Genomic DNA, 21,664 nt, shown 5'->3' on the forward strand with positions numbered 1-21,664 from the left:
GGCCCATCAAGGATAGCCGCCGGGGCGGGTACGGCTGTCCGTCGAGGTCAGGCCGCCATGGTCAGGTGGCCGTGCACACCGTGTGTCGCGTCCCGTCCGGCAGTGCCGCGCACGGCGGCCTCGCACCGGGCGGCCAGGTCGCGCCGGTCCTGACCCGGCAGTTCCAGCGACTGCACAGCCACGTGCACCACGGTGCGGCGCGCGGTGACGAGCCGGCGGATCGAGTTCAACAGGGTGTCCTCGCCGACGTAGGCGGGCACGGTGGACGGGCTGCCGTCGCGGTGGTGATAGGTCAGCCGGAGTGGCTGTACCGGACGACCGGCGTCCACGGCGGCCTGGAACATGGCCGGGCGGAACGGTCCGTACCCCAGTCCGCACCAGGTGGTGCCCTCCGGGAAGGCCACCACGGTCTGTCCACTGCGCAACCGTGCCGCCACCGCGCCGACCACCGCGGGCAGCCTGCGCAGGTTCTCCCGCTCGATCGGGATGACCTTCATGATGCGGGCCACCACGCCGAGTGCGGGCCAGTCGATCAGGTCGGCGCGCGCGACGAACGATCCCGGCAGGACCGCGCCGATGCTGAAGATGTCCAGCCAGGACACGTGGCCGCTGACCACCAGCACGCCCCGCAGGTTGCGGATGGGTCCCCCGGAGACGGTGATCCGCACGCCGACGCTGCGCAGCATCAGCCGGCAGTAGGCGCGCTGCAGGTGTGAGCGGCCCGGCAGCGGGACCGCGAGCAGTGGCACCGCCAGGAACAGCAGCAGGGCTCCGGTGATGCGCAGCGTGGTGCGGGTCCAGACCGCGGGACGTGACCCCAGCGGGGCGGCGCCGGCGTGCATGCAGCTGGCGTCACAGGAGGCGCGCGGCAACCAGGAGTGGTCCTTGGCGACGGTCATGCCCGGGCCTCGCTGTCGGTGGGGTCGGCGGCCTGCGACACCGAGCGCAGCCGCTTCAGGTAGCGGACGTCTGCGTGACGCTTGTCCAGTAGCGCCGGGAAGTCACCCACGCCGAAATCGGGGTCGTGGGCGGGTTCGCCGCACACCTGGGCGCCCAGGCGCAGGTAGCCGCGCATCAGGGCCGGCACGGTGACGCGGTCCGGTGGATCGATCTCGTCGAGGCTGCGTCCGTCGATCACGACCGGCCGGTAGGGCCGCACGGTGTACTCGGCCGGCGCGCCGTGCCGGCGGGACACGAAGTCGCGCACCCCGCGCAGGCCACGACCGGGCACCTCGCCCGCGGGATGGGTCGGCACCGACACACAGCCGGTCACGTAGTCATAGCCGCAGCGGTCCAGGTAGGCCAGGATGCCTGCCCACATCAGCAGCACCACGGCACCGTTGCGATGATCGCCACGCACCACCGCGCGGCCCATCTCGACCAGCGAGGGCCGCAGCGCATCGAGCGAGCGGACATCGAATTCGGTAGCGGTGTAGAGACTTCCGGCGGCGATCGCGCCGGGCGGCGGCAGCATCCGGTAGCAGCCGACCAGCTCACCGGAGCCGTCCTCGCGCACCAGCAGGTGATCGCAGAACTGGTCGAAGCGGTCGGCGTCCAGTCCGTCGTGCGTGCGCGCCATGGCGAAGCCGGGCTCGGTGGTGAACACCTCGTGGCGCAGGCGCTGGGCCGCCTCGATATGGGCCGGATCGGTGGACAGCAGCAGGGTGTAACGGGGACTCGGTGTCCCGGACGTCGCGTGGTCGATGTCATCGGCCGGTATGAGGACGGATGCGGTGCTCATGCCCAGCACGGTCGCGCCTGTGGGTCTCCGGGCGGCATCAGGGGCGTGACGTGTCCGTGCACGGTGCGTGAACAGCACGGTCAGCGCACGAAAGGCGCCCCGGAACATGCGGGCGGGTTCACATGGTCGTCGCAACACTCTCGATTGAGAGGTTGCGGCGACCATGTCGTTTTCGGAGGACTGTGTTCGGTTGGGGGATCAGCTAGCGAGGCTGGTTGATGCTGGGGTGCCGGTGAAAGAAGCCGCGGTCGTGATCGGGGTCTCGCGTGAGCGGTGTTATGCCATTCTGCGGGCGATCGGCCGGCCTGTCGGGTCGGCCCGTGGTCAGCGCGCGGTGGCCGACCGGGATGTCATCGTGGCCGTCTTCCAGGACAGCGGTTCGATCCTGCAGGCGGCTAAAGCGTGTGGGGTGTCGCATTCGACGGCACGCAAAATGTTGGTCGCCGAAGGGCTGGTCACCAGCGAAAAGATCCCGTGGGGCAAGCCCGAGGCGAAACGTCGGTGCGTGGAGCTGTTCGAGCAGGGCTGGTCCACCGAGCGAGCCGCGCGGGAGGTCGGTGTCAACGTGCGGACCGCGCGGGACTGGCGCAAAGGGATCCGGCACGTCAACAACACGCGGATTCACTCCGATGGGCTGGTCGTGGACTACACCAAAAAGACCGTCTACAAACAGCCGGTGAGCAATCTGATCTGCGATGACACCGGGCGACCGGCCATCGGTGACCGGTACTTGTCGGTCCAGGACCGTGTGGCCATCGCCGACGGAATGCTCGGCAAGCAGTCGCTGCGCACCATCGCCAAACGGATCGGCAAGAACGTGTCCACGGTGTCACGGGAGATTCGTGCTCGCAGCGTTGATGGCTGCTATCTGCCTTATCACGCCGATCGGGCGGCCGCCGAAGCCCGGGCTCGGCCCAAACAGTCCAAACTGGTCGTCAACGCGGTCCTGCAGGAAGCGGTTGAAGAAGGTCTGTCGCGCAAGCTGTCACCGGAGCAGATCTCCCATCGCCTCCGTCGGGATCATCCCGACGACGAGAGCATGCGGGTGAGCCACGAAACGATCTACCAAGCCCTCTACTTCCAGGCTCGCGGTGGCCTTAAAAGGGAAGTGGCTCACGCACTTCGGACCGGTCGCACCAGACGTAAACCGCAGCGCAAGGAAAGTGAACGCTATCAACGCTTCGTCGATCCGATGGTGATGATCAGTGATCGTCCTGCCGAGGTGGCCGACCGTGCGGTTCCTGGACATTGGGAAGGAGACCTGATCACCGGTGAGAAGAACCAGACTGCGATCGGCACCCTGGTTGAGCGATCGACGCGCTACACCATGCTGGTACACCTGCCGGGCAGCCACGACGCCGAATCCGTACGCGACGCACTGATTGCGACCATGAGCACGCTTCCAGCGCATCTGCGTGGATCGCTGACCTGGGATCAGGGCGCCGAGATGGCAGGGCACAAACAGTTCGCCATGGCTACAGACATGGCGGTGTACTTCTGCGATCCGGCCAGCCCCTGGCAGCGCGGCAGCAACGAGAACACCAACGGCCTATTGCGCCAGTACTTCCCAAAAGGCACGGACCTGAGCGTGTTCGGGCCCGAAGATCTCGAACACGTCGCCCAGGAACTCAATGGCCGCCCACGCAAAACGCTCGGCTGGGATACCCCAGCCGAGCGCCTGCGTGATCTACTACTGGCCAATTAACCAGCAGTGTTGCAACGACCCCTAGAAACCGCCTGCGTTCCGGGGCGCCTTTCGAACTGCAGAGAGCGGGATCTAACCCTTGCGGGCCTTGACCGCCTCGGTCAGCTGCGGGGTGACCTTGAACAGGTCGCCGACGATGCCGAGGTCGGCGATCTCGAAGATCGGCGCCTCTTCGTCCTTGTTGACCGCGATGATGGTCTTCGAGGTCTGCATGCCGGCCCGGTGCTGGATGGCACCGGAGATGCCCAGCGCGATGTAGAGCTGCGGGGACACCGTCTTGCCGGTCTGACCGACCTGGAACTGCCCGGCGTAGTAACCGGAGTCGACGGCGGCGCGCGATGCACCGACGGCGGCGCCGAGCGAATCGGCGAGCTCCTCGACGATCTTGAAGTTCTCCTCGCTGCCCACGCCGCGGCCACCGGCGACCACGACGCTGGCCTCGGTGAGCTCCGGACGGTCACCGGCGACGACCGGCTCGCGGGAGGTGATCTTCGTCGCATTCTCGGCCTGGGCGGGCACCTCGACGCTGACGACCTCGCCGGCGCCCTCGGCCGGGGCTGCCTCGACGGCACCCGGACGGACGGTGATCACCGGGAGTTCACCGGTGGCCTGGGCGTCGACGGTGAAGGCACCACCGAAGATGGAGTGCACGCCCACTCCGCCTTCCTTGATCTCGACGACGTCGACCAGCAGGCCCGAGCCCAGGCGCGCGGCCAGCCGGCCGGCGACTTCCTTGCCCTCGGCATTGGCGGCGATCACGACGGCCGCGGGTGCGGCCGACTCGGCCAGCGCGGCGAGCACGTCGACCTTCGGGGTGACCAGGAAGTTGTCCACGTCGGCGGACTCTGCGACGTAGATCTTGGCGGCACCGGCGGCCTTGAGACCATCGGTGAGACCGGCGGCGGTGCCCTCGGGGCCCACCACGACCGCAGACGGCTCGCCCAGCACGCGGGCGGCGGTGATCAGTTCGGTGCTGACCTTCTTCAGGGCACCTTCGGCGTGCTCGACGAGCACAAGTACTTCAGCCATGTGTGTCTATGTCCTTTGTGAAATGAATGTTCGGGGGGCCGCTGCTAGATCAGCTTCTGGGAGACCAGGTACTCGGCGACCTTCTTGCCGCCCTCGCCCTCGTCGGTGACCTTCTCGCCGGCCGTCTTCGGGGGCTTGGGGGTCGAGGAGAGCACCTTGGAACCGGCGTTGGCCACGCCGACCTCGTCGGCCTCGACACCGATCTCGGCCAGCGTCAGGACGGTGACTTCCTTCTTCTTGGCGGCCATGATGCCCTTGAAGGACGGGAAGCGCGGTTCGTTGATCTTCTCGTTGACGCTGACCACGGCGGGCAGCGACGCCTCGAGGCCGAACACGCCGTCGTCGGTCTCGCGCTCGGCGGTGACCTTGCCGCCTTCGACGTTCAGCTTGCGCACGTGGGTCAGCTGCGGCAGTCCCAGGTACTCGGCGATGACGGCGGGCACGGCACCGCCGACACCGTCGGTGGCCTCGTTACCGGCGATGACCAGCTCGGTGCCCTCGATGGTGCCCAGCGCGCGGGCCAGCGCCCAGCCCGTCTGGACCAGGTCGGAGCCGTGCAGACCGTCGTCCTTGAGGTGCACGGCCTTGTCGGCGCCCATGGACAGCGCCTTGCGGATGGCCTCGGTGGCGCGCTCGGGACCGGCGGTGAGCACGGTCACCGTGCTGTCGCCACCCTCACGTTCCTTGATGAGCAACGCTTCTTCGACGGCACGCTCGTTGATCTCGTCGAGCACGGCGTCGGCGGCTTCCCGGTCCAGGGTCCAGTCACCCTCGGACAGCTTGCGCTCGGACCAAGTGTCAGGGACCTGCTTGATCAGGACCACGATGTTTGTCATGACTGTGGTTCGTCCTCCTCGATGAGGCCGGCAGCCGGCCTGGGCATATCACGTTTCGTCCAACGGCCACCATGTTACTCGCGGGTAACTTTGACGGCGCGCAAGGACACCATAACCGGTCAGTTGGTTCGCTCAGACCCCACGGTCACCCAGGGCATCCGTTCGCGAACCGGCCATTACGGGTTAGCCTGCCTTCCAATGAGCACAATCGGTTCCGTCGACAGCACCGGCCCGGGTGATCCCCTGCCTCTCACCGGCGAGCGCACGATTCCCGGCCTGGCCGAGGAGAACTACTGGTTCCGCCGCCACGAGGTCGTCTATCAGCGCCTCGCCGACCGCTGTGCCGGTCGCGACGTACTGGAGGCCGGGCCCGGCGAGGGGTACGGCGCGGATCTGATCGCCGATCGCGCGCGCAGTGTCACCGGGGTGGATTACGACGAGCAGGCCGTCGCCCACATCCGGGCGAAATACCCGCGGGTGCAGATGCACCTGGGCAATCTGGCGGACCTGCCACTGGCCGACGACTCGGTCGATGTGGTGGTCAACTTCCAGGTCATCGAGCATCTGTGGGACCAGGGCCAGTTCGTCGCCGAATGTGCCCGCGTGCTGCGCCCGGGCGGGCAGCTGCTGATGTCCACCCCCAACCGGATCACCTTCTCGCCCGGGCGCGACACCCCGCTCAACCCGTTTCACACCCGCGAACTGAATGCCCGCGAGCTCACCGAGCTGCTGCACGAGGGCGGCTTCCGGGTGGACGCCATGCTCGGGGTCTTCCACGGGGACGCGCTGGCCGAACTCGACGCCCGGCACGGCGGGTCGATCATCGCGGCCCAGATCGACCGTGCGGTCGCCGGCGCACCGTGGTCGCACAGCCTGCTCGCCGACGTCGCCGCGGTCCGTGCCGAGGATTTCGATCTGCTCGACGCCGGTGAGCGCAGCATCGATGACAGCCTGGATCTGGTGGCCATCGCGGTGTTGCCGTGACGCAACCTGCGGTCCCCGGAATGTTCACGCTGGTGCTGCACACGCACCTGCCGTGGCTGGCCCATCACGGGCGCTGGCCGGTCGGTGAGGAGTGGCTGTATCAGTCGTGGGCGGCGTCCTATCTGCCGCTCATGCGGGTACTGCGCACCCTGGCCGCCGAGGACCGCAGTCACCTGGTGAGCCTGGGCATGACGCCGGTGGTCACCGCCCAGTTGGACGACCCGTACTGCCTGACCGGCATGCACCACTGGCTGGCAAACTGGCAGCTGCGCGCCCTCGAGGCGACCACCATCCGCACCGGCACCGCGGCGGGCACCTTCGGTTCCCCGGAAGCCATGCGACAGTTCGGATTTCGCGAGCACGAGGCAGCGACCGCCGCACTGGAGGACTTCACCACGCTGTGGCGCCACGGCGGCAGCCCACTGCTGCGCCAGCTCGTCGACGCCGGAACCATCGAACTGCTCGGCGGACCGCTGGCACATCCGTTCCAGCCCCTGCTCAATCCGCGGCTGCGCGACTTCGCACTGCGCGAGGGGCTGGCCGATGCCCGGCAACGTTTCGCCCACACCCCGACCGGGATCTGGGCGCCCGAATGCGCGTACGCACCCGGCATGGAGGTCGGTTACGCCGCGGCAGGTGTCGGCCATTTCATGGTCGACGGGCCGTCGCTGCACGGCGATACCGCGCTGGGCCGCCCCGTCGGCGACACCGATGTGGTGGCCTTCGGCCGGGACCTGCAGGTGAGCTATCGGGTGTGGTCACCGAAATCCGGTTACCCCGGGCACGCGGCCTATCGCGATTTCCACACCTACGACCATCTGACCGGCCTGAAACCGGCGCGGGTGACCGGGCGCAACGTGCCCTCCGACGCCAAGGCGCCCTACGAGCCGGAGCGCGCCGAGCGGGCGATCGACAGACACGTCGCCGATTTCGTCGACGTGGTGCGCCGCCGGTTGCACGCGGAGTCCGAGCGCATCGGCCGGCCCGCACACGTCGTCGCCGCCTTCGATACCGAACTGTTCGGGCACTGGTGGCACGAGGGCCCGCGCTGGCTGGAACGGCTGCTGCGTGCCCTCCCGGAGGCCGGAGTCCGGGTGGGCACCCTCGCCGATGCCACCGAGGCCGGGTTCGTCGGCACCGCTGTCGAATTGCCGCCCAGCTCTTGGGGTTCGGGCAAGGACTGGCAGGTGTGGAACGGTACGAAGGTGTCCGATCTGGTGGCGCTCAACGCCGAGGTCGTCGATACCGCGCTGGCGGCGGTGGACAAGGCGCTGGCCCACCGCGGCCCCGGCGCGTCCCGCGACTTCGTGGCCGACCAGATCCTGCGGGAGACGCTGCTGACGGTGTCGAGTGACTGGCCGTTCATGGTCAGCAAGGATTCCGCCGCCGAGTACGCGCGTTATCGCGCCCATCTGCATGCGCATGCCACGCGCGAGATCGCGGCCGCGCTGGCCTCCGGGCGCGGTGAGCTGGCGCAGCGGCTGGCCGGCGACTGGAACCGGGCCGACGGGCTGTTCGGTGCCCTCGACGCCAGGCGGCTCCCCCGATGAACCGGATCGTCGAAGGTGCCTGCGCGTGAAGATCCTCATGGTGTCCTGGGAGTACCCGCCGGTGATCATCGGCGGGCTGGGCCGGCACGTGCATCATCTGGCCACCGAGCTCGTGCTCGCCGGCCACGAGGTCGTCGTGCTCGCGCGTCGGCCCACCGGCACCGACCCGAGCACCCATCCGTCCACCGACGAGGTCGACGAGGGTGTGCGGGTCATCGCCGCCGCACAGGACCCGCATGAATTCGGTTTCGGCACCGACATGATGGCCTGGACGCTGGCGATGGGCCACGCCATGGTCCGCGCCGGACTGACCCTGCGTGACTGGCAGCCCGACCTGGTGCACGCGCACGACTGGCTGGTGGCGCACCCGGCCATCGCCTTGGCCGAGTTCTTCGACGTGCCGTTGGTGACCACCATCCATGCCACCGAGGCCGGGCGGCACTCGGGCTGGGTGTCCGGGCAGGTCAGCCGGCAGGTGCACGCACTGGAATCCTGGCTGGTCCACGAATCCGATTCGCTGATCACGTGTTCGGCGTCGATGCGCGAGGAGATCGACACGCTGTTCGGGCCGGGGCTCTCCGAGACCACCGTCATCCCGAACGGGATCGACACCGACGGATGGCCTTTCGCGCCCCGCAGCCGCCACGGTGGACCCGCCGAGCTGCTGTACTTCGGCCGCCTCGAATACGAAAAGGGTGTGCACGACGCGATCGCCGCGCTGCCGCGCATCCGCAAGGCCCACCCTGGCACCACCCTGACCATCGCCGGCGACGGCACCCAGCTCGATTTCCTCACCGCGCAGGCCCGCAAGTACCGGGTTCTCAAGGCGACCCGGTTCATCGGCCGGGTGGATCATCAGGGACTGGTCACCTTGTTGCACCGCGCCGATGCGGCCGTCCTGCCCTCGCATTACGAACCCTTCGGCATCGTGGCGCTGGAGGCCGCCGCCACCGGAACCCCGTTGGTCACCTCAACCGCCGGTGGGCTCGGCGAAGCCGTCATCGACGGCGTCACGGGGGCATCGCACCCGCCGCGTGATGTCGCCGCCCTCGCCGCGGCGGTGTGCGGCGTGCTCGACGACCCGGCCGCCGCGCAGGTGCGGGCGTTCGCCGCCCGGGACCGGCTCACCTCGGATTTCTCCTGGCCGACGGTCGCCGACCACACCGCGCAGGTCTACCTGTCGGCCAAACGTGCCGAGCGGCAACCACAACCGCGACGGCTGATCGTGGAACGCCCCCTCCCGGATTACGGCTGACCCACCCGGCCGCACCCGCGGAACCCCTTGACAAATAATTTTGTCAAGGACGAGACTGGCTGACATGGTCGAGATCGAGGTGATCAGCGACCCGGCGGCCGCCACCAGCGTGCTCGACCCCGTGCGCGCCCGGCTGCTGGCCGAGTTGACCGAGCCCGCTTCCGCGGCGACGCTGGCCGCCCGCGTCGGGCTGACCCGGCAGAAGGTCAACTACCACCTGCGGGCGCTGGAACAGCACAACCTGGTCACCGTCGCCGAGGAACGGCAGTGGGGTGGACTCACCGAACGTCTGTTGGTGGCCAGCGCGGCGTCCTACGTGGTGTCGCCCACCGCCCTCGGCGAGGTCGCCCCCACCCCGGGCAAGACCAACGACCGGTTCTCCGCCGGCCACCTCATCGCGCTGGCGGCTCGCATCGTCAGCGAGGTGGGCGAACTGTGGCAGGCGGCGCGCAGCGCCGACAAACGGATGGCGACGCTATCCGTCGACACCACGATCCGCTTCCGGTCCCCGGCGGATCGGGCGTTTTTCACCCGGGACCTCACCGAGGCCGTCGCCGCGCTGGCGGCCCGCTACCACGACGAGACGGCACCGCGCGGACGGGCGCACCGATTGGTCGTCGCGTCCTACCCCGCGCCGTCGGACGGATAGAAGGAGTGCCCCATGCCCGCCCACCACGATGACGAGAAGCGCTGGGTCGACCTCGAATTGGTCGTCGACGGCACACCGGAACAGGTGTGGCAGGCGGTGGCCACCGGCCCGGGAAACTCGGCCTGGTTCACCGACACCACGATCGACGAGAGCGTCGGCGGCAGAGTCGAATTCGATTTCGGAGCGAGTGGATCCTCCAGCGGTGACGTGACCCACTGGGAACCGCCGCACCGGTTGGGCTATGTCGAACGGGACTGGTGTGAGGGCGCGCCGCCGGTCGTCACCGAGGTCACCGTCACCGCACGCGCCGGGGACCGCTGCGTCATCCGGATGGTGCACTCGCTGTTCACCGACAGTGCCGACTGGGATGACCAGATCGAGGGGTTCGAGTCCGGTTGGCCCGGGCACTTCGCGGTGCTGCAGACCTATCTCCGGCACTTCGCGGGCCGGCCGGCGGTCTCGGTCCACCTTTCGGCCACCGGCGACCTCCCCCAGCCCGAGGCGTGGAAGCTCATGCTGGCGGCCTTCGGCCTGCACGGCGCCGACGTGGGCGACCTGCGCACGCTGCGGCCCGCCGAGGACGATTTCGTCGGGCTGGTCGAGCGGATCCATCAGGACGAGAACCAGCGCTACCTGGTGGTGCGGTTGGCCGAACCCACCCCGGGGACGGTGATGTTCGGCAGCTGCGCGCCGGGGGGCCAGACCAGCACCGCGGTCAACGCGTTCTTCTACGGTGCCGACGCCGAGCGCAATGCCGCGCTGGCCCGGCCCGCGTGGCGCACCCTGCTCGAGGGCGCGCTGCGCTGATCAGCGGGCGGCTTTCTTCCGTTCGATATCGGCCAGGTTCGCCGCCAGTTCGGCGCGTTCGGCGGCCGAGGCATCCCAGGCGACCTTGCGGTTCTTGACGACCTTGGCCGGTGAGCCGACCGCGATGGAGAAGTCCGGGATCTCCCCCTTGACCACCGCGTGCGCACCCAGCACGCACCCGCGCCCCACGGAGGTGCCGCGCAGCACGCTGACCTTCGCCGCGACCCAGGTGTCCGGCCCGATCCGCACCGGGCTCTTGATGATGCCCTGGTCCTTGATGGGCAGCTCCAGGCTGTCCATCTTGTGGTCGAAATCGCAGACGTAGCACCAATCGGCCATCAGCACCGAATCACCGAGTTCGATGTCGAGGTAGGTGTTGATCACGTTGTCGCGGCCCAGCACCACCTTGTCGCCGATGCGCAACGAACCCTCGTGGCAGCGGATGGTGTTCTTGTCCCCGATGTGCACCCAGCGCCCGATTTCCATGGTGGACAGCTCCGGGGTGGCCTCGATCTCGACACCCTTGCCCAGGAACACCATGCCGCGGGTGATGATGTGCGGGTTGCGCAGCTTGAACTTCAACAGCCGCCAGTAGCGCACCAGGTACCACGGCGTGTACGCCTTGTTGGCCAGCACCCAGCGCAGCGAATCGCGGGTCAGAAACTGCGCCTGGCGCGGATCGCCCAACCGCGAACCCCGCCACCTCTTGTGCAACGGCGCGCCCCACATCGTCGTCATGGCCGGTCAGCCTACGCGAGCCCGGTACGGGCTAGTCTCGGGACTCGATGCCTGCTCGAGGAGGAACTGTGCGCCGGCTTGCTGCCGTGTTGGGAATCGCGGCGCTGACCGTCAGCTCCTGCGGAAATACCGATTCGTGGGTGGCGGCCCACCCGTCGACCGGCTGGGCGGCCCAGTACGCCGACGCGGCCAACAGCAGCTACCGCCCGCTCGACGGGGCGCAGGCGCTGACCCCGGACTGGGAGCGGTCGGTCAAGGGCGACCTGGGCGCGCAGGTCGCCCTCGGATCGCGCAGCTACCTCGCCGTCAACGGGCAGACCCCCGCCGGGTGCTCGCTGATGGTGTGGGAGACCGACAACAACGCCCGTCAGCGCTGGTGCACCCGGTTGTGGCAGGGCGGCGCGCGGTCGAGTCCACTGTTCGATGACTTCGACAACCTCTACATCGGCCAGCCCGGCGGCATGATGTCCTACCCGCCCACCCAGTGGATCCGCTGGCGTCAGCCGGTGATCGGGATGCCGACCACGCCAAGGCTGCTGTCCCCCGGCCGGCTCCTCGTGCTGACCCATCTGGGCCAGGTACTGGTGTTCGACGCCCACAAGGGCACCGTGGTGGGCACCTCACTGGATCTGGTGGCCGGGGTCGACCCGACCGATTCCGATCGTGGTCTCGCCGACTGCGCGACGGCCGGACCCCGGTGCCCGGTGTCGGCGGCCCCCGCATTCGCCGCGCAGACCGGCATCCTGGTAGTCGGGCTGTGGGAGCCGGACGCGCCGGCGCCCGTGCTCGTCGGCCTGCGCTACCGACCGGACCAGACCCCCATCCTGAGCCGTGAATGGACCAGCCAGGCGGTCGGCGGCGGGCCCATCGCCAGTCCCGTGCTGTCGGCCGACGGCAGCACCGCCTACGTCAACGGCCGCGACGGACGGTTGTGGGCCCTCGACACCGCCGACGGCACCGCGAAATGGTCGACGGTGCTGGGGTACCAGCCGCAGACCCCGCCCTCGGTGACACCGGAGGGCGTCATCGTCGCCGGGGGTGGCCCGGGCGCGCAGTTGACCGGGATCACCGACACCGGCGAGATCGTCTGGACGCGTGCCGATATCGAACCGCTGTCGACGTCGAGCCGGGCCGGTGAGGACCTCGGCTACACCGTGGTGCGCGACGGCGAGCAGGGCCAGGCCCTGCTGGTGTTCGACCCCCTGGAGGGCGGCACCGTCAACCGGTACCCGCTGCCGGAGGCCACCGGCTGGCCGGTCGGGGTATCGATCGGTCACGACGGGCGGATCGTCACCGCCACCAGCGACGGCCAGGTCTACGGCTTCGCACCCGCCTAGCCTGTCGTGGGATCAGGCGAGCAGCGGGGCGACGATCGCCCGCGGCACCGACACCGCAACGGCGCCTGCCGCTTCCGGCAGCAGCTCGCCCTGCCCGAAGAAGAAGATGACGGCCTCGTCGGTGATGGCGAAGTTCTGGTAGTTGGCCGGATCCAGCCCGGCGTCCGGCAGCACCGGGTCCGGGATGCCGGACTGGCGGGCCAGGTCGGCCTGCACCACCGGGAAGATCACCGGCAGCGGGTCGGTGCCCGCGCGGAACAGGTTCTCGAAGGTGATCGGTTTGCGGTAGGCCTGGTCCCAGCTGAACGCCTTGTAGAAGGTCTGCGGGTGCGCACCCCCGACGTTCTGGTAGGTGGTGAACACCACCGACTGCGTGCCGCGCGGCGGCACCGCGGAGGTGTACTGAACCGAGGTGGTGTCCAGTTCGTAGGGCATCGGACGGTAATCGGGGGTTTTCGCCACGTTCAAGAACCCGTCCCGGGTCTGCTTGATGTACTCGACGACCGCTTTCTGGTCCGGGTAATCGGACGGGAAACTGATGTTCAGGGTGTAGGCCGGGTCGGTCTGCTGGATCTGGCAGGTGAAACCGGGGCCGGCGGTGGCACCCACGTCCTCGCACTTGGGCGGGGCGGCCGCCGCCGTGCCGGCACCCGCGAGACCCGACAGGGCGGTGACGGTTGCGGCCAGCACCGAGACGGCCAGCGGGGGTACGCGCATCTAAGGGATCCTCCGGAAGCAGGGGGCGGCCCAGGCGCCGCTGCCCGTCAGGGTACCCGTGGCACTATCGCGACGGCCGACAAATGAACGCCACCGCCCGTCCCGCCGCTCCGGTACCGATCCGGGTGATGACCACCGAGTGCGGTTGCGCGCCGCGCAACTTCAGACGTCGGCGTAGCGCGTCGGGATCCACGTCGACACCGCGCACCAGGATCTCCAGCGCACCACCGTCGCGGGCCGCCAGTTCCCGGCGCAGTCGCTTCTCGTCGAATCCGATCTCGGCGAGAACCTCGAAACCCCGCACCCCGTCCGGAAGTTCGTCACCGGACAGATAGGCGATGTCGGGGTCCAGCTGCCAGCACCCGTACCGGGTGCCGTACTGGCGCACGAGGCCGGCGCGCACCACCGCACCGTCGGGGTCGATGATCCAGCGCCCCGCCGGGCGCACCGCGCACTCGTCGGGATCGGCGTCGGTGAGCTGCTCTGCGCGATCCAGCAGGCTCGCCCGGCGCCGCACCCCCGGCGTCGCCAGACCCGCCGACCACAGGCATGCCTCCCGCACGCTGCCGCCCGACGAGCACAGCTCCACTTCCCCGTCGAAACCGAGTTCGGGGAGCTGGTCGAAATCGATTCCGGGCGCGCACTTCACCACCAGATCGCGCCCGCGATAGACGTCGAACAGCGCGTCCAGCGGCGGAGCGTATGCGCGCGGATCGAACCGGCGCCGGCCACCGGAGCGGCGGCCCGGGTCGGCCAGCACCACGGTGTCCCGGGTGACCGGCCGCAGCGCGTCCGCACGGCACAGCGGAACGTCGGGAATGTTGTTGTGCGCCATCGCCAGTCGCACGGGGTCGAGATCACTGCCCAGCAGCTGCCCGGCGACCGGCCCCAGCGCGGCCAGTTCGGCCCCGACCGAGCAGGTCACGTCGTGCACCCGCGCGCCGACGAGCCTGCGGGCCCGGTGCTCGGCCACCGCGGCGGCGGTGGCCTGTTGCAGGGCGTCGTCGGTGAACAGCCACGCCGACGGATCGTCGAACTTGGCCGCGGCCTTGCGGCGCAGCAATATGGTCTCCACGAGTATCGCGGTGCGCTCACCGAAACGTGTTCGTACCGTGGCGATATCGGTGACCTGTCCGGCGCCGCTCAGCGCCAGGTCGGCCACGTCGGCCAGCGCTCGTCGGCCATCGTCACTGCGGAGGTAGGCGACGTCGTCGAGCGTGAAGTCAACCAACGGTCAGGACGGCTTGACCCCGGTGACCATCACGTTGTAGAACCAGCCCTTGGGCACCACCCGGCGCCAGACGTTGGCGTCCACCCAGCTCAGGGTCGTCCAACTGTTGAACGCGAATTTGGCCCAGCCCCAACCCAACCGGCCCGCGGGCACCGACGCCTCGAAGGTGCGGATCGGCCAGCCCAGCATGGCGGCGGTGAATTCCTCACTGGCGGTCGCGACGTCGACGGCTCCGGCATTGGTCGCCATCCGCTCCAGATCCTCGGGATCGAAGGTGTGCAGGTCCACGACGGCCTCCAGGGCGGCCGCGCGCGAGGATTCGTCAAGCTCCTCTTGCGGGCGGCGCCAGCTCTCCAGTCCGGGCAGCTTGGTGATATTGGTCGACAGCCGCCAGGTCAGCGTGGACAGATTGCGGGCGTAGACGTTGCCGGCGCTGGTGGGCTCCCCGGCGAACACGAAACGGCCGCCCGGCTTGAGGATCCGTACCACCTCGCGCAGCGACTTCTCCACATCGGGGATGTGGTGCAGCACGGCGTGGCCGACCACCAGATCGAAGGTGTTGTCCTCGTACGGGATGCCCTCGGCGTCGGCGACCTTACCGTCGATGTCGAGTCCCAGGCCCTGCCCGTTGCGGGTGGCGACCTTGACCATGCCCGGGGACAGGTCGGTGACCGAGCCTCGCCGGGCCACCCCGGCCTGGATCAGGTTGAGCAGGAAGAACCCGGTGCCGCAGCCCAGCTCGAGCGCCCGGTCATACGGCAGTTCCCGCTGCACCTCGTCGGGCACGATGGCGTCGAAACGACCGCGCGCGTAGTCGATGCAGCGCTGGTCATAGGAGATCGACCACTTGTCGTCGTAGGTCTCGGCCTCCCAGTCGTGGTAGAGGATCTGGGCCAGCTTGGTGTCCTTCAGCGCGGCCTCGACCTGCTCGGCGGTGGCGTGCGGATTGGGTTCCGGAGCCGCTCCGGCGGCGACATCGGGCTTGCGGTCGGCGTCGGTGGCAACGCCTGGCGTGTGGTCCGTGCTCGTCATATGGGCAGCCTAACTGCCGATGGTCGACCCGAAGACCTCGACGTAGCGGCGCACCCCTTCACCTGCGGCGTCGGTCACGGTGGCAGCGGCATCGATCATCGCCTTGGCCCCGGCGAGCACGTATCCGGGCGCCTCGGCGTGCCGGCGCGCCCAGCTCAGCGCGGCATCGTACACCCCGTCCGGGGCCACCAGCTCGTCGACCAGGCCGAGCGCGAGGGCCTCTTCGGCGCCGACGAAGCGACCGCTGAACACCAGCTCCTTGGCCCGCGCGGCGCCGACGGTGCCCACCAGCCGGTCGGTGCCCGCGGCGGGCAGCAGCCCGGCCAGCACCTCGGTGACGCCCACCTTGACGTTGTCGCCGGCGATCCGCCAGTCCGCGGCCAGCGCGAGCGCCAGACCGGAACCCAGCGCATACCCGGTGACCGCGGCGACCGTCGGCTTCGGGATCGCCGCGACGGCGTCCAGTGCGGCCCGGCAGCCCGCGGTGACGCTCTCGGCATCGGCGGCCCCCAGGCGGCGCAACACCGCGATGTCGTCACCGGCGCTGAAGACCTCGTGGCCGCCGAACACGATGACGGCGCCCACATCGTCGCGGGCACCGAGCTCGGCGGCGACCGCGCCGATCTCGCGGTACATCTGCCGGGTCAGCGCATTGCTGGGCGGCCGAGACAGCACCAGGGTGCCGATCCCCTCATCGGCGACGGAGGTGACGAACTCCCTCATGCGCGGTAACCGTCCGGGGAACGCCGGTTGCGGGCCTCGTTGTAGCGGCCACTGTCGAAGAACTCGATCTCCCAGTTGCCCTCGGACACCGTCAGGTGCGGCGACACCGCCACGATCTGGCGGTCCACCGCCAGCACCTCGGCGACGGTGCGCCCGGCCAGCGAGTCCAATTGGGTCCAGGTGGGCGGGAGCAGGAAGGTGCGGCCCTCGGCGAAGTCATCGAGCGCCGACTCGGGGGTGGCCCAGTAGGCACGGTCGGTCTCGGTGTTGTCGCCGTCGGCCTTCTGGCCTTGCGGCAGCGCACCGACGAAGAAGTAGGTGTCGTAGCGACGGGTGCGCTCCTCGATCGGGGTCACCCAGTTGGCCCACGGCCGCAACAGATCGGCACGCAGCATCAGGTTCTCGGTACGCAGGAACTCCGCGAAGGACAGTGACTTGTTCTCCAGGGCGGCGCGCTGCTCGCGGTAGACCGACGCGTCATCGACCAGCAGGTCCGGATCGTCGGCGGCCCCGGCGAACAGCACCCCGGACTCCTCGAAGGTCTCCCGCGCCGCCGCGCACACCAACGCCGCGGCGAGGTCGTCGTCGACGCCGATCTTGTCCGCCCACCACGTGGGGTCGGGCCCGTACCAGGCGATCGTCGCATCCCGGTCCCGGTCATCGACGCCGCCGCCGGGGAACACCGTGGTGCCCGCGACGAACTGCATGCCCGCGTGCCGGCGCATCAGGAACACCGAGATGCTCTCCTGCGGAGTGTCCCGGATGAGCATGACCGTGGAGGCCGGCCGGGCCGGCAGCGGCTCGAAACTGTCGGTCATGCGCGCCTCCTGTGTGCCGCGCGGCTGCGGGTGCGCCGGGCGAAATAGCGACCGTCGATGTAGTCCAGGGCGATCGACTGCCCGAATGCCGTCGACAGATTCTGCGCGGTCAGCACCTCGGTGAGCAGTCCGGCCGCGACCACGCTGCCCTCCGAAAGCAGCAGGCAGTGGCTGAAACCGGGCGGGATCTCCTCGACATGGTGGGTGACCAGCACGATGGCGGGCGCGTCGGGGTCGGCGGCCAGATCGGCGAGGCGGGCCACCAACTCCTCGCGGCCGCCCAGGTCCAGACCGGCGGCGGGCTCGTCGAGCAGGAGCAGTTCCGGGTCGGTCATCAGGGAACGCGCGATCAGTACCCGCTTGCGTTCGCCCTCGGACAGGGTGCCGTAGGTGCGCATCGCCAGGTGCTCGGCGCCGACGCTTTCGAGCATGTCCAGGGCCTGCTCGTAGTCGACATCGTCATAGTGCTCGCGCCAGCGCCCGAGCACCGCGTAACCGGCCGAGACCACCAGGTCGCGAACCATCTCGTCATCGGGAATCCGTTGGCTCAGAGCCGAACTGCTCAACCCCACCCGGGAGCGCAGTTCGGCCATATCGGTGCGCCCGAGGCGCTCGCCGAGCACGTACGCCGTCCCCGAGGACGGATGGTCCACGGCGGCGGCGATGCGCAGCAGCGACGTCTTGCCCGCCCCGTTGGGCCCGATCACCACCCAGCGTTCGTCGAGTTCGACGGCCCAGTCGATGGGCCCCACCAGGGTCTTGCCCCCACGCCGCAGGGTGACCTTGGCGAAATCGATCAGTAGGTCTTCTCCGGGGACATCGGCTGCAACGGGCTCGTCTGCGGGCACCCGCCCATCGTAGTGTCGCCACCCCCGACCGGACGGCGCCGCCCGGCACCGCGCGGTGTCACCGCTCGCTCCGCTCGCCCCGGGGCGCCGAAGTCGTGCAGCAGCAGCCGCCGCGGCATGTGCCGAAGGATCAGTTGCACCAGTGGCCCGATACCGAACGCGTAGACGACGGTGCCGACACCGACGGTGCCGCCGAGCAGCCACCCGGCGCTCAGCACGGTGGCCTCGATGACGGTGCGGACCAACCGCACCGAGAGCCCGGTGCGCGCCACCAGCCCGGTCATCAGCCCGTCACGCGGGCCGGGTCCCAGCCCGGCCCCGATATAGAGCACCGTGCTGACGGCGTTCAGCAGCACCGCGCCCACCATCATCGGTACCCGCAGCCGGAGGTCTTCGGGGGAAGGCAGCACGGCGATCCCGATGTCGACGGTGACGGCGATGACGATGACGTTGGCGATCGTGCCGATCCCCGGCCGGTTGCGCAGCGGGATCCAGGCCAGCAACACCGCCACGCCGACGACCGCGGACGCGACGCCGATGGTCATCCCGGTGTGCCGGCTCAAACCCTGATGAAAGACATCCCACGGGTCCAGTCCGAGTCCGGCCTGGACCATCAGGGCCATCGAGAAGCCGTAACCGGTCAGGCCCGCGAGCAGCAGGCCGGCCGGCAGCACCGCAGCACCGCGGCCCCTCATGCGTGGTCGGGGAAGCGCGCGCGGATGGCGTCGAGTTCGTTGCGGACCCGGCGTGCGTCCGAACTCTCCGGGTCGCGCGCATCCCACCGGTTGTGGGTGCCGGCCCGTCGATACTTACCGACCACTCGGGACATCCAGTTGCTGTGCATGACTCGATGATCATGGTCATGTGGCTTGCCAATCAATAGCCAGTTGACCGATACTGGCCTTAATGTCCAGCGAAATGGGAACCAGAGCACTCGATGTGGACCTACTGGCCCGCGAATTGGGCAACTGGCGCACATCCAGTTTGACCGGCCCGGCCTACCTCGGCCTGGCGGATGCCCTCCGGCTGCTCATCGTCGACGGCCGTGTCCCGGTGGGCTCCCGGCTGCCCAGCGAGCGTGCGCTGGCCGACGCGTTACGGGTGTCGCGGACCACCGTCACCGCGGCGTTCAGCGCGCTGCGCGAGGACGGCTATCTCACCGCCCGTCGCGGCGCCCGCAGTACCGCGTCCCTGCCGCCGCGACCGCAGATCGCCGCTGCGGCCGGCGCGCCGACGATGAGCCTGGCCGCGGCCGCGCTGTCGGCTCCCAGCGCCGCGGTGCTGGAGGCCTTCGCCGATGCCACCCGCGATATCACGCCCTACCTGGCCGAGCCCGGCCACGAACTGACCGGTGTCTGCACGCTCCGCCGGGCGGTCGCCGAAAGATACTGTGCGCGTGGACTGCCCACCGAACCCGAGCAGATCATGATCACCAGCGGCGCGCAACACGCCATCGGCCTGATCCTGGCGGCGTTCACCCAACCCGGTGACCGGGTACTCGTCGAGCAACCCAGCTATCACGGTGCACTGTCTGCGATCTCGACCGCCGGTGCCCGCGCGGTGCCGGTGGCACTCAACGAGAACGGGTGGGAACTCGACGCCCTGCACGCCGCGATCCGTCAGCTGGCACCCGCGCTGGCCTACGTCATCCCGGACAGCCACAACCCGACCGGGTTCACCATGTCGCCCGCGCAGCGAAACCGACTGGGCCACATAATTTCTGAGACCCGGACCCGCACCATCGTCGACGAGTCCATCATGGACATGTGGATCGACGAGGCACCGCCGGCGCCGCTGGCCGCGGCGGTGCCGTCCCGCCACGACCTGGTGCTGACCATCGGTTCGATGTCCAAATCGTTCTGGGGCGGCCTGCGGATCGGCTGGATCCGCGCCGAACCCGCCACCCTGGCCACCATCGCCGCCATCCGGTCCTCGGTCGATCTCGGTACCCCGATTCTCGAACAACTCACGGCGGCAAGACTTCTCACGATCCGCGACGCGGTCCTACCGGAGCGTCGCGAACTACTGCTGGCCCGGCGGGCCCATCTCGTCGAACTGCTGGCCCGCCGGCTGCCGGACTGGCGTCCCGGACCGGGCCGCGGCGGGATGTCACTGTGGGTGCAACTGCCCGCGCCGATGAGCACCGCGCTGTCGGCCGCCGCGTCGCGGCTCGGGCTGGATCTCCCCGCCGGGCCGCGCTTCGGCGTCGACGGCACGCTGGAACGGTTCATCCGGGTGCCCTACGCGCTGCCCGAGCCCCAACTGGAGGCGGCCGTGGAGGTGATGGCGCGCGCCTGGCAGTCCATCACCGGCGTCGCCGCCGCCGAGACCCGCGCGGGAGTGGTCGTCTAGACGTCGGGGATGTCGACCCGGCGTGCGGTGCCGTCGACGGCGTCGGCGGCCTCGATCTCACCGCGGGTCACCCCCAGGATGAACAGCACGGTGTCCAGGTACGGGTGGCTCAGCGACGCGTCGGCCACCTCGCGCAGCGCGGGTTTGGCGTTGAAGGCCACACCCAGCCCGGCGGCCGAGAGCATGTCGATATCGTTCGCACCGTCCCCGACGGCCACGGTCTGCTCCATCGGCACCCCGACCTGCTGGGCGAAATCGCGCAGCGCCTTGGCCTTTCCGGGGCGGTCGATGACCTGACCCACCACCCGGCCGGTGAGCTTGCCGTCGACGATCTCCAGCTCGTTGGCCGCGACGAAATCCATCATCAGGTCGTGCGCCAGCGGCTCGATCACCTGGCGGAAGCCGCCGGAGACGATGCCGCAGTGATATCCCAGTCGACGCAACGTGCGGATCGTGGTGCGCGCCCCGGGGGTCAGCTCGATCTGATCGGCCACCTCGTCGAGCACCTCGGCGGGCAGGCCGGCCAGCGTGGCAACCCGCTTGTGCAGCGACTCGGCGAAGTCCAGCTCACCGCGCATCGCCGCCTCGGTGACCTCGGCGACCGCCGCCAATGCGCCGGCCCGGTCGGCGAGCATCTCGATGACCTCACCCTGGATCAGGGTGGAATCCACGTCGAACACGATGAGGCGCTTGGTCCGCCGCGACAGGCTGTAATCCTCCAGCGCGATATCGACCCCGAGCGCGACGGCGGTGCGCGCCATCACGTTCTGCAGTTCGGCGTAGACCGCGCCGGGCGGCACCGAGACCCGCAGCTCCAGCCCGGTCACCGGGTAGTCGGAGACCCCGCGGATGAAATCGATGTTCACTCCGAGCGCGGCGACCTCGCGGGCCACCACCCCGAACGCCTCGGCGGTGATCGGGCGGCCCAGCACCACGATGGTGTGCGTGGAGGGCCCCTCCAGCACCGGCTTGTCGTCACTGCGCTCGATCGCGACATCCAGGCCCACCCCGTGGATGGCGGCGCGGACCTCGTCGGCGAACTCGGAGCCGTCGGCGACCTTGGACTCCACCGACACCAGCACACCCAGGGTGAGCCTGCCGCGGATCACGACCTGTTCGACGTTGAGCAGCTCCACATGGTGGCGGGAGAGCACCTCGAACAGTGCGGAGGTCACGCCGGGCTGGTCCACCCCGGTGACCGTGATCAACAACGATGAACGCTTGCGCGCGGGGTCGACTGACTGCGAGGCCGTCGGCACACCCACCTCCGTTTGATGCCTCGAGTCAGTTGTCGTCAGGTCGTGCCGGATCA

22 protein-coding genes are annotated in these 21,664 nt (G+C 69.4%); 8 read left to right on the forward strand and 14 right to left on the reverse strand.

What is annotated here, in order from left to right:
* Positions 1 to 47: 47 nt before the first annotated feature.
* Positions 48 to 899: a lysophospholipid acyltransferase family protein gene (locus tag A7U43_RS20600; RefSeq protein ID WP_067998925.1), complete on the reverse strand. Its 852-nt coding sequence runs from the start codon at positions 897 to 899 to the stop codon at positions 48 to 50.
* Entirely contained in the window at positions 896 to 1,741 is an 846-nt protein-coding gene (locus A7U43_RS20605) for a GNAT family N-acetyltransferase (protein ID WP_068003285.1), read from the reverse strand. Before A7U43_RS20605 ends, A7U43_RS20600 begins: the two co-directional genes overlap by 4 nt.
* A 505-nt stretch (positions 1,742 to 2,246) precedes the next feature.
* Between A7U43_RS20605 and A7U43_RS20610 the strand changes: the two genes are divergently transcribed.
* Positions 2,247 to 3,446, forward strand: a complete 1,200-nt coding sequence (locus A7U43_RS20610) for an IS30 family transposase (protein WP_472419442.1) — start codon at positions 2,247 to 2,249, stop codon at positions 3,444 to 3,446.
* A gap of 72 nt (positions 3,447 to 3,518) precedes the next feature.
* Here the strand turns inward: A7U43_RS20610 and A7U43_RS20615 are convergent, their stop codons facing one another.
* Both A7U43_RS20615 and A7U43_RS20620 read right to left on the reverse strand, forming a co-directional pair.
* Positions 3,519 to 4,475 (reverse strand): electron transfer flavoprotein subunit alpha/FixB family protein, encoded by a 957-nt coding sequence (locus A7U43_RS20615; protein ID WP_067998929.1) that lies wholly within the window; start codon positions 4,473 to 4,475, stop codon positions 3,519 to 3,521.
* A gap of 44 nt (positions 4,476 to 4,519) precedes the next feature.
* Entirely contained in the window at positions 4,520 to 5,311 is a 792-nt protein-coding gene (locus tag A7U43_RS20620; RefSeq protein ID WP_067998931.1) for an electron transfer flavoprotein subunit beta/FixA family protein, read from the reverse strand.
* Between the two features lie 198 nt (positions 5,312 to 5,509).
* Here A7U43_RS20620 and A7U43_RS20625 point away from each other — a divergent pair, with 198 nt between their 5' ends.
* The 5 genes from A7U43_RS20625 (at position 5,510) to A7U43_RS20645 (ending at position 10,556) form a co-directional block, all read left to right on the forward strand.
* The gene (locus tag A7U43_RS20625) at positions 5,510 to 6,295 is read left to right on the forward strand and encodes a class I SAM-dependent methyltransferase (RefSeq protein ID WP_067998933.1); all 786 of its coding nucleotides are present in this window, start codon (positions 5,510 to 5,512) and stop codon (positions 6,293 to 6,295) included.
* A 20-nt stretch (positions 6,296 to 6,315) separates the two neighbouring features.
* Positions 6,316 to 7,845: a 1,4-alpha-glucan branching protein domain-containing protein gene (locus A7U43_RS20630; protein WP_067998936.1), complete on the forward strand. Its 1,530-nt coding sequence runs from the start codon at positions 6,316 to 6,318 to the stop codon at positions 7,843 to 7,845.
* A 25-nt stretch (positions 7,846 to 7,870) separates the two neighbouring features.
* Positions 7,871 to 9,100 (forward strand): glycosyltransferase family 4 protein, encoded by a 1,230-nt coding sequence (locus tag A7U43_RS20635; RefSeq protein WP_067998937.1) that lies wholly within the window; start codon positions 7,871 to 7,873, stop codon positions 9,098 to 9,100.
* 64 nt (positions 9,101 to 9,164) lie between these two features.
* On the forward strand, positions 9,165 to 9,749 hold the full coding sequence (locus tag A7U43_RS20640) for a winged helix-turn-helix domain-containing protein (RefSeq protein WP_067998939.1): 585 nt from the start codon (positions 9,165 to 9,167) through the stop codon (positions 9,747 to 9,749).
* A 12-nt stretch (positions 9,750 to 9,761) separates the two neighbouring features.
* Positions 9,762 to 10,556: an SRPBCC family protein gene (locus A7U43_RS20645; RefSeq protein WP_067998941.1), complete on the forward strand. Its 795-nt coding sequence runs from the start codon at positions 9,762 to 9,764 to the stop codon at positions 10,554 to 10,556.
* On the opposite strand, the gene A7U43_RS20650 is transcribed toward A7U43_RS20645, so the two are convergent.
* Positions 10,557 to 11,294 (reverse strand): acyltransferase, encoded by a 738-nt coding sequence (locus A7U43_RS20650; RefSeq protein WP_067998944.1) that lies wholly within the window; start codon positions 11,292 to 11,294, stop codon positions 10,557 to 10,559. It lies immediately after the preceding gene.
* 47 nt (positions 11,295 to 11,341) lie between these two features.
* Here A7U43_RS20650 and A7U43_RS20655 point away from each other — a divergent pair, with 47 nt between their 5' ends.
* Positions 11,342 to 12,631 (forward strand): outer membrane protein assembly factor BamB, encoded by a 1,290-nt coding sequence (locus tag A7U43_RS20655; protein WP_067998946.1) that lies wholly within the window; start codon positions 11,342 to 11,344, stop codon positions 12,629 to 12,631.
* Positions 12,632 to 12,643: 12 nt separating this feature from the next.
* On the opposite strand, the gene A7U43_RS20660 is transcribed toward A7U43_RS20655, so the two are convergent.
* The 8 genes from A7U43_RS20660 to A7U43_RS30115 all read right to left on the reverse strand — a co-directional run bounded on the left by A7U43_RS20660 (position 12,644) and on the right by A7U43_RS30115 (position 18,844).
* Positions 12,644 to 13,348, reverse strand: a complete 705-nt coding sequence (locus tag A7U43_RS20660; RefSeq protein WP_067998948.1) for an esterase — start codon at positions 13,346 to 13,348, stop codon at positions 12,644 to 12,646.
* Positions 13,349 to 13,412: 64 nt separating this feature from the next.
* The gene (locus tag A7U43_RS20665) at positions 13,413 to 14,579 is read right to left on the reverse strand and encodes a THUMP-like domain-containing protein (RefSeq protein WP_067998950.1); all 1,167 of its coding nucleotides are present in this window, start codon (positions 14,577 to 14,579) and stop codon (positions 13,413 to 13,415) included.
* A gap of 3 nt (positions 14,580 to 14,582) precedes the next feature.
* Positions 14,583 to 15,611, reverse strand: a complete 1,029-nt coding sequence (locus tag A7U43_RS20670; RefSeq protein WP_067998952.1) for a class I SAM-dependent methyltransferase — start codon at positions 15,609 to 15,611, stop codon at positions 14,583 to 14,585.
* A 9-nt stretch (positions 15,612 to 15,620) separates the two neighbouring features.
* Positions 15,621 to 16,334 (reverse strand): enoyl-CoA hydratase, encoded by a 714-nt coding sequence (locus A7U43_RS20675; protein ID WP_067998955.1) that lies wholly within the window; start codon positions 16,332 to 16,334, stop codon positions 15,621 to 15,623.
* Positions 16,331 to 17,152 carry an NUDIX hydrolase gene (locus A7U43_RS20680; protein ID WP_067998957.1) on the reverse strand — a complete coding sequence of 274 codons (822 nt, stop codon included), beginning with the start codon at positions 17,150 to 17,152 and terminating at the stop codon, positions 16,331 to 16,333. The genes A7U43_RS20675 and A7U43_RS20680 overlap by 4 nt, the downstream gene beginning before the upstream one ends.
* Positions 17,149 to 18,000 carry an ABC transporter ATP-binding protein gene (locus tag A7U43_RS20685; RefSeq protein WP_067998958.1) on the reverse strand — a complete coding sequence of 284 codons (852 nt, stop codon included), beginning with the start codon at positions 17,998 to 18,000 and terminating at the stop codon, positions 17,149 to 17,151. Before A7U43_RS20685 ends, A7U43_RS20680 begins: the two co-directional genes overlap by 4 nt.
* Positions 17,949 to 18,695: a membrane protein YczE gene (gene yczE, locus A7U43_RS20690; RefSeq protein WP_067998960.1), complete on the reverse strand. Its 747-nt coding sequence runs from the start codon at positions 18,693 to 18,695 to the stop codon at positions 17,949 to 17,951. Before yczE ends, A7U43_RS20685 begins: the two co-directional genes overlap by 52 nt.
* Positions 18,692 to 18,844: a hypothetical protein gene (locus A7U43_RS30115; RefSeq protein WP_197499881.1), complete on the reverse strand. Its 153-nt coding sequence runs from the start codon at positions 18,842 to 18,844 to the stop codon at positions 18,692 to 18,694. Before A7U43_RS30115 ends, yczE begins: the two co-directional genes overlap by 4 nt.
* Positions 18,845 to 18,906: 62 nt before the next feature.
* Between A7U43_RS30115 and yczR the strand changes: the two genes are divergently transcribed.
* On the forward strand, positions 18,907 to 20,352 hold the full coding sequence (yczR, locus tag A7U43_RS20695) for a MocR-like transcription factor YczR (RefSeq protein WP_067998961.1): 1,446 nt from the start codon (positions 18,907 to 18,909) through the stop codon (positions 20,350 to 20,352).
* Here the strand turns inward: yczR and serB are convergent.
* Positions 20,349 to 21,611 (reverse strand): phosphoserine phosphatase SerB, encoded by a 1,263-nt coding sequence (gene serB, locus A7U43_RS20700; RefSeq protein ID WP_068003288.1) that lies wholly within the window; start codon positions 21,609 to 21,611, stop codon positions 20,349 to 20,351. The genes yczR and serB overlap by 4 nt on opposite strands.
* Between the last annotated feature and the right edge of the window lie 53 nt (positions 21,612 to 21,664).

Source organism: Mycobacterium adipatum (assembly GCF_001644575.1).
GTDB lineage: Bacteria > Actinomycetota > Actinomycetes > Mycobacteriales > Mycobacteriaceae > Mycobacterium > Mycobacterium adipatum.

Bases quoted from the DNA above. Each gene is read 5' to 3' on its own strand.
- A7U43_RS20600 (WP_067998925.1), bottom strand. From the start codon at position 899: ATGACCGTCGCCAAGGACCACTCCTGGTTGCCGCGCGCCTCCTGTGAC.
- A7U43_RS20645 (WP_067998941.1), top strand. From the start codon at position 9,762: ATGCCCGCCCACCACGATGACGAGAAGCGCTGGGTCGACCTCGAATTG.
- A7U43_RS20680 (WP_067998957.1), bottom strand. From the start codon at position 17,152: ATGACCGACAGTTTCGAGCCGCTGCCGGCCCGGCCGGCCTCCACGGTC.
- A7U43_RS20620 (WP_067998931.1), bottom strand. From the start codon at position 5,311: ATGACAAACATCGTGGTCCTGATCAAGCAGGTCCCTGACACTTGGTCC.
- A7U43_RS20655 (WP_067998946.1), top strand. From the start codon at position 11,342: ATGCCTGCTCGAGGAGGAACTGTGCGCCGGCTTGCTGCCGTGTTGGGA.
- A7U43_RS20625 (WP_067998933.1), top strand. From the start codon at position 5,510: ATGAGCACAATCGGTTCCGTCGACAGCACCGGCCCGGGTGATCCCCTG.
- A7U43_RS30115 (WP_197499881.1), bottom strand. From the start codon at position 18,844: ATGCACAGCAACTGGATGTCCCGAGTGGTCGGTAAGTATCGACGGGCC.
- A7U43_RS20605 (WP_068003285.1), bottom strand. From the start codon at position 1,741: ATGAGCACCGCATCCGTCCTCATACCGGCCGATGACATCGACCACGCG.
- yczE (WP_067998960.1), bottom strand. From the start codon at position 18,695: ATGAGGGGCCGCGGTGCTGCGGTGCTGCCGGCCGGCCTGCTGCTCGCG.
- A7U43_RS20615 (WP_067998929.1), bottom strand. From the start codon at position 4,475: ATGGCTGAAGTACTTGTGCTCGTCGAGCACGCCGAAGGTGCCCTGAAG.
- A7U43_RS20650 (WP_067998944.1), bottom strand. From the start codon at position 11,294: ATGACGACGATGTGGGGCGCGCCGTTGCACAAGAGGTGGCGGGGTTCG.
- A7U43_RS20630 (WP_067998936.1), top strand. From the start codon at position 6,316: ATGTTCACGCTGGTGCTGCACACGCACCTGCCGTGGCTGGCCCATCAC.
- A7U43_RS20640 (WP_067998939.1), top strand. From the start codon at position 9,165: ATGGTCGAGATCGAGGTGATCAGCGACCCGGCGGCCGCCACCAGCGTG.
- A7U43_RS20675 (WP_067998955.1), bottom strand. From the start codon at position 16,334: ATGAGGGAGTTCGTCACCTCCGTCGCCGATGAGGGGATCGGCACCCTG.
- A7U43_RS20670 (WP_067998952.1), bottom strand. From the start codon at position 15,611: ATGACGAGCACGGACCACACGCCAGGCGTTGCCACCGACGCCGACCGC.
- A7U43_RS20660 (WP_067998948.1), bottom strand. From the start codon at position 13,348: ATGCGCGTACCCCCGCTGGCCGTCTCGGTGCTGGCCGCAACCGTCACC.
- yczR (WP_067998961.1), top strand. From the start codon at position 18,907: ATGTCCAGCGAAATGGGAACCAGAGCACTCGATGTGGACCTACTGGCC.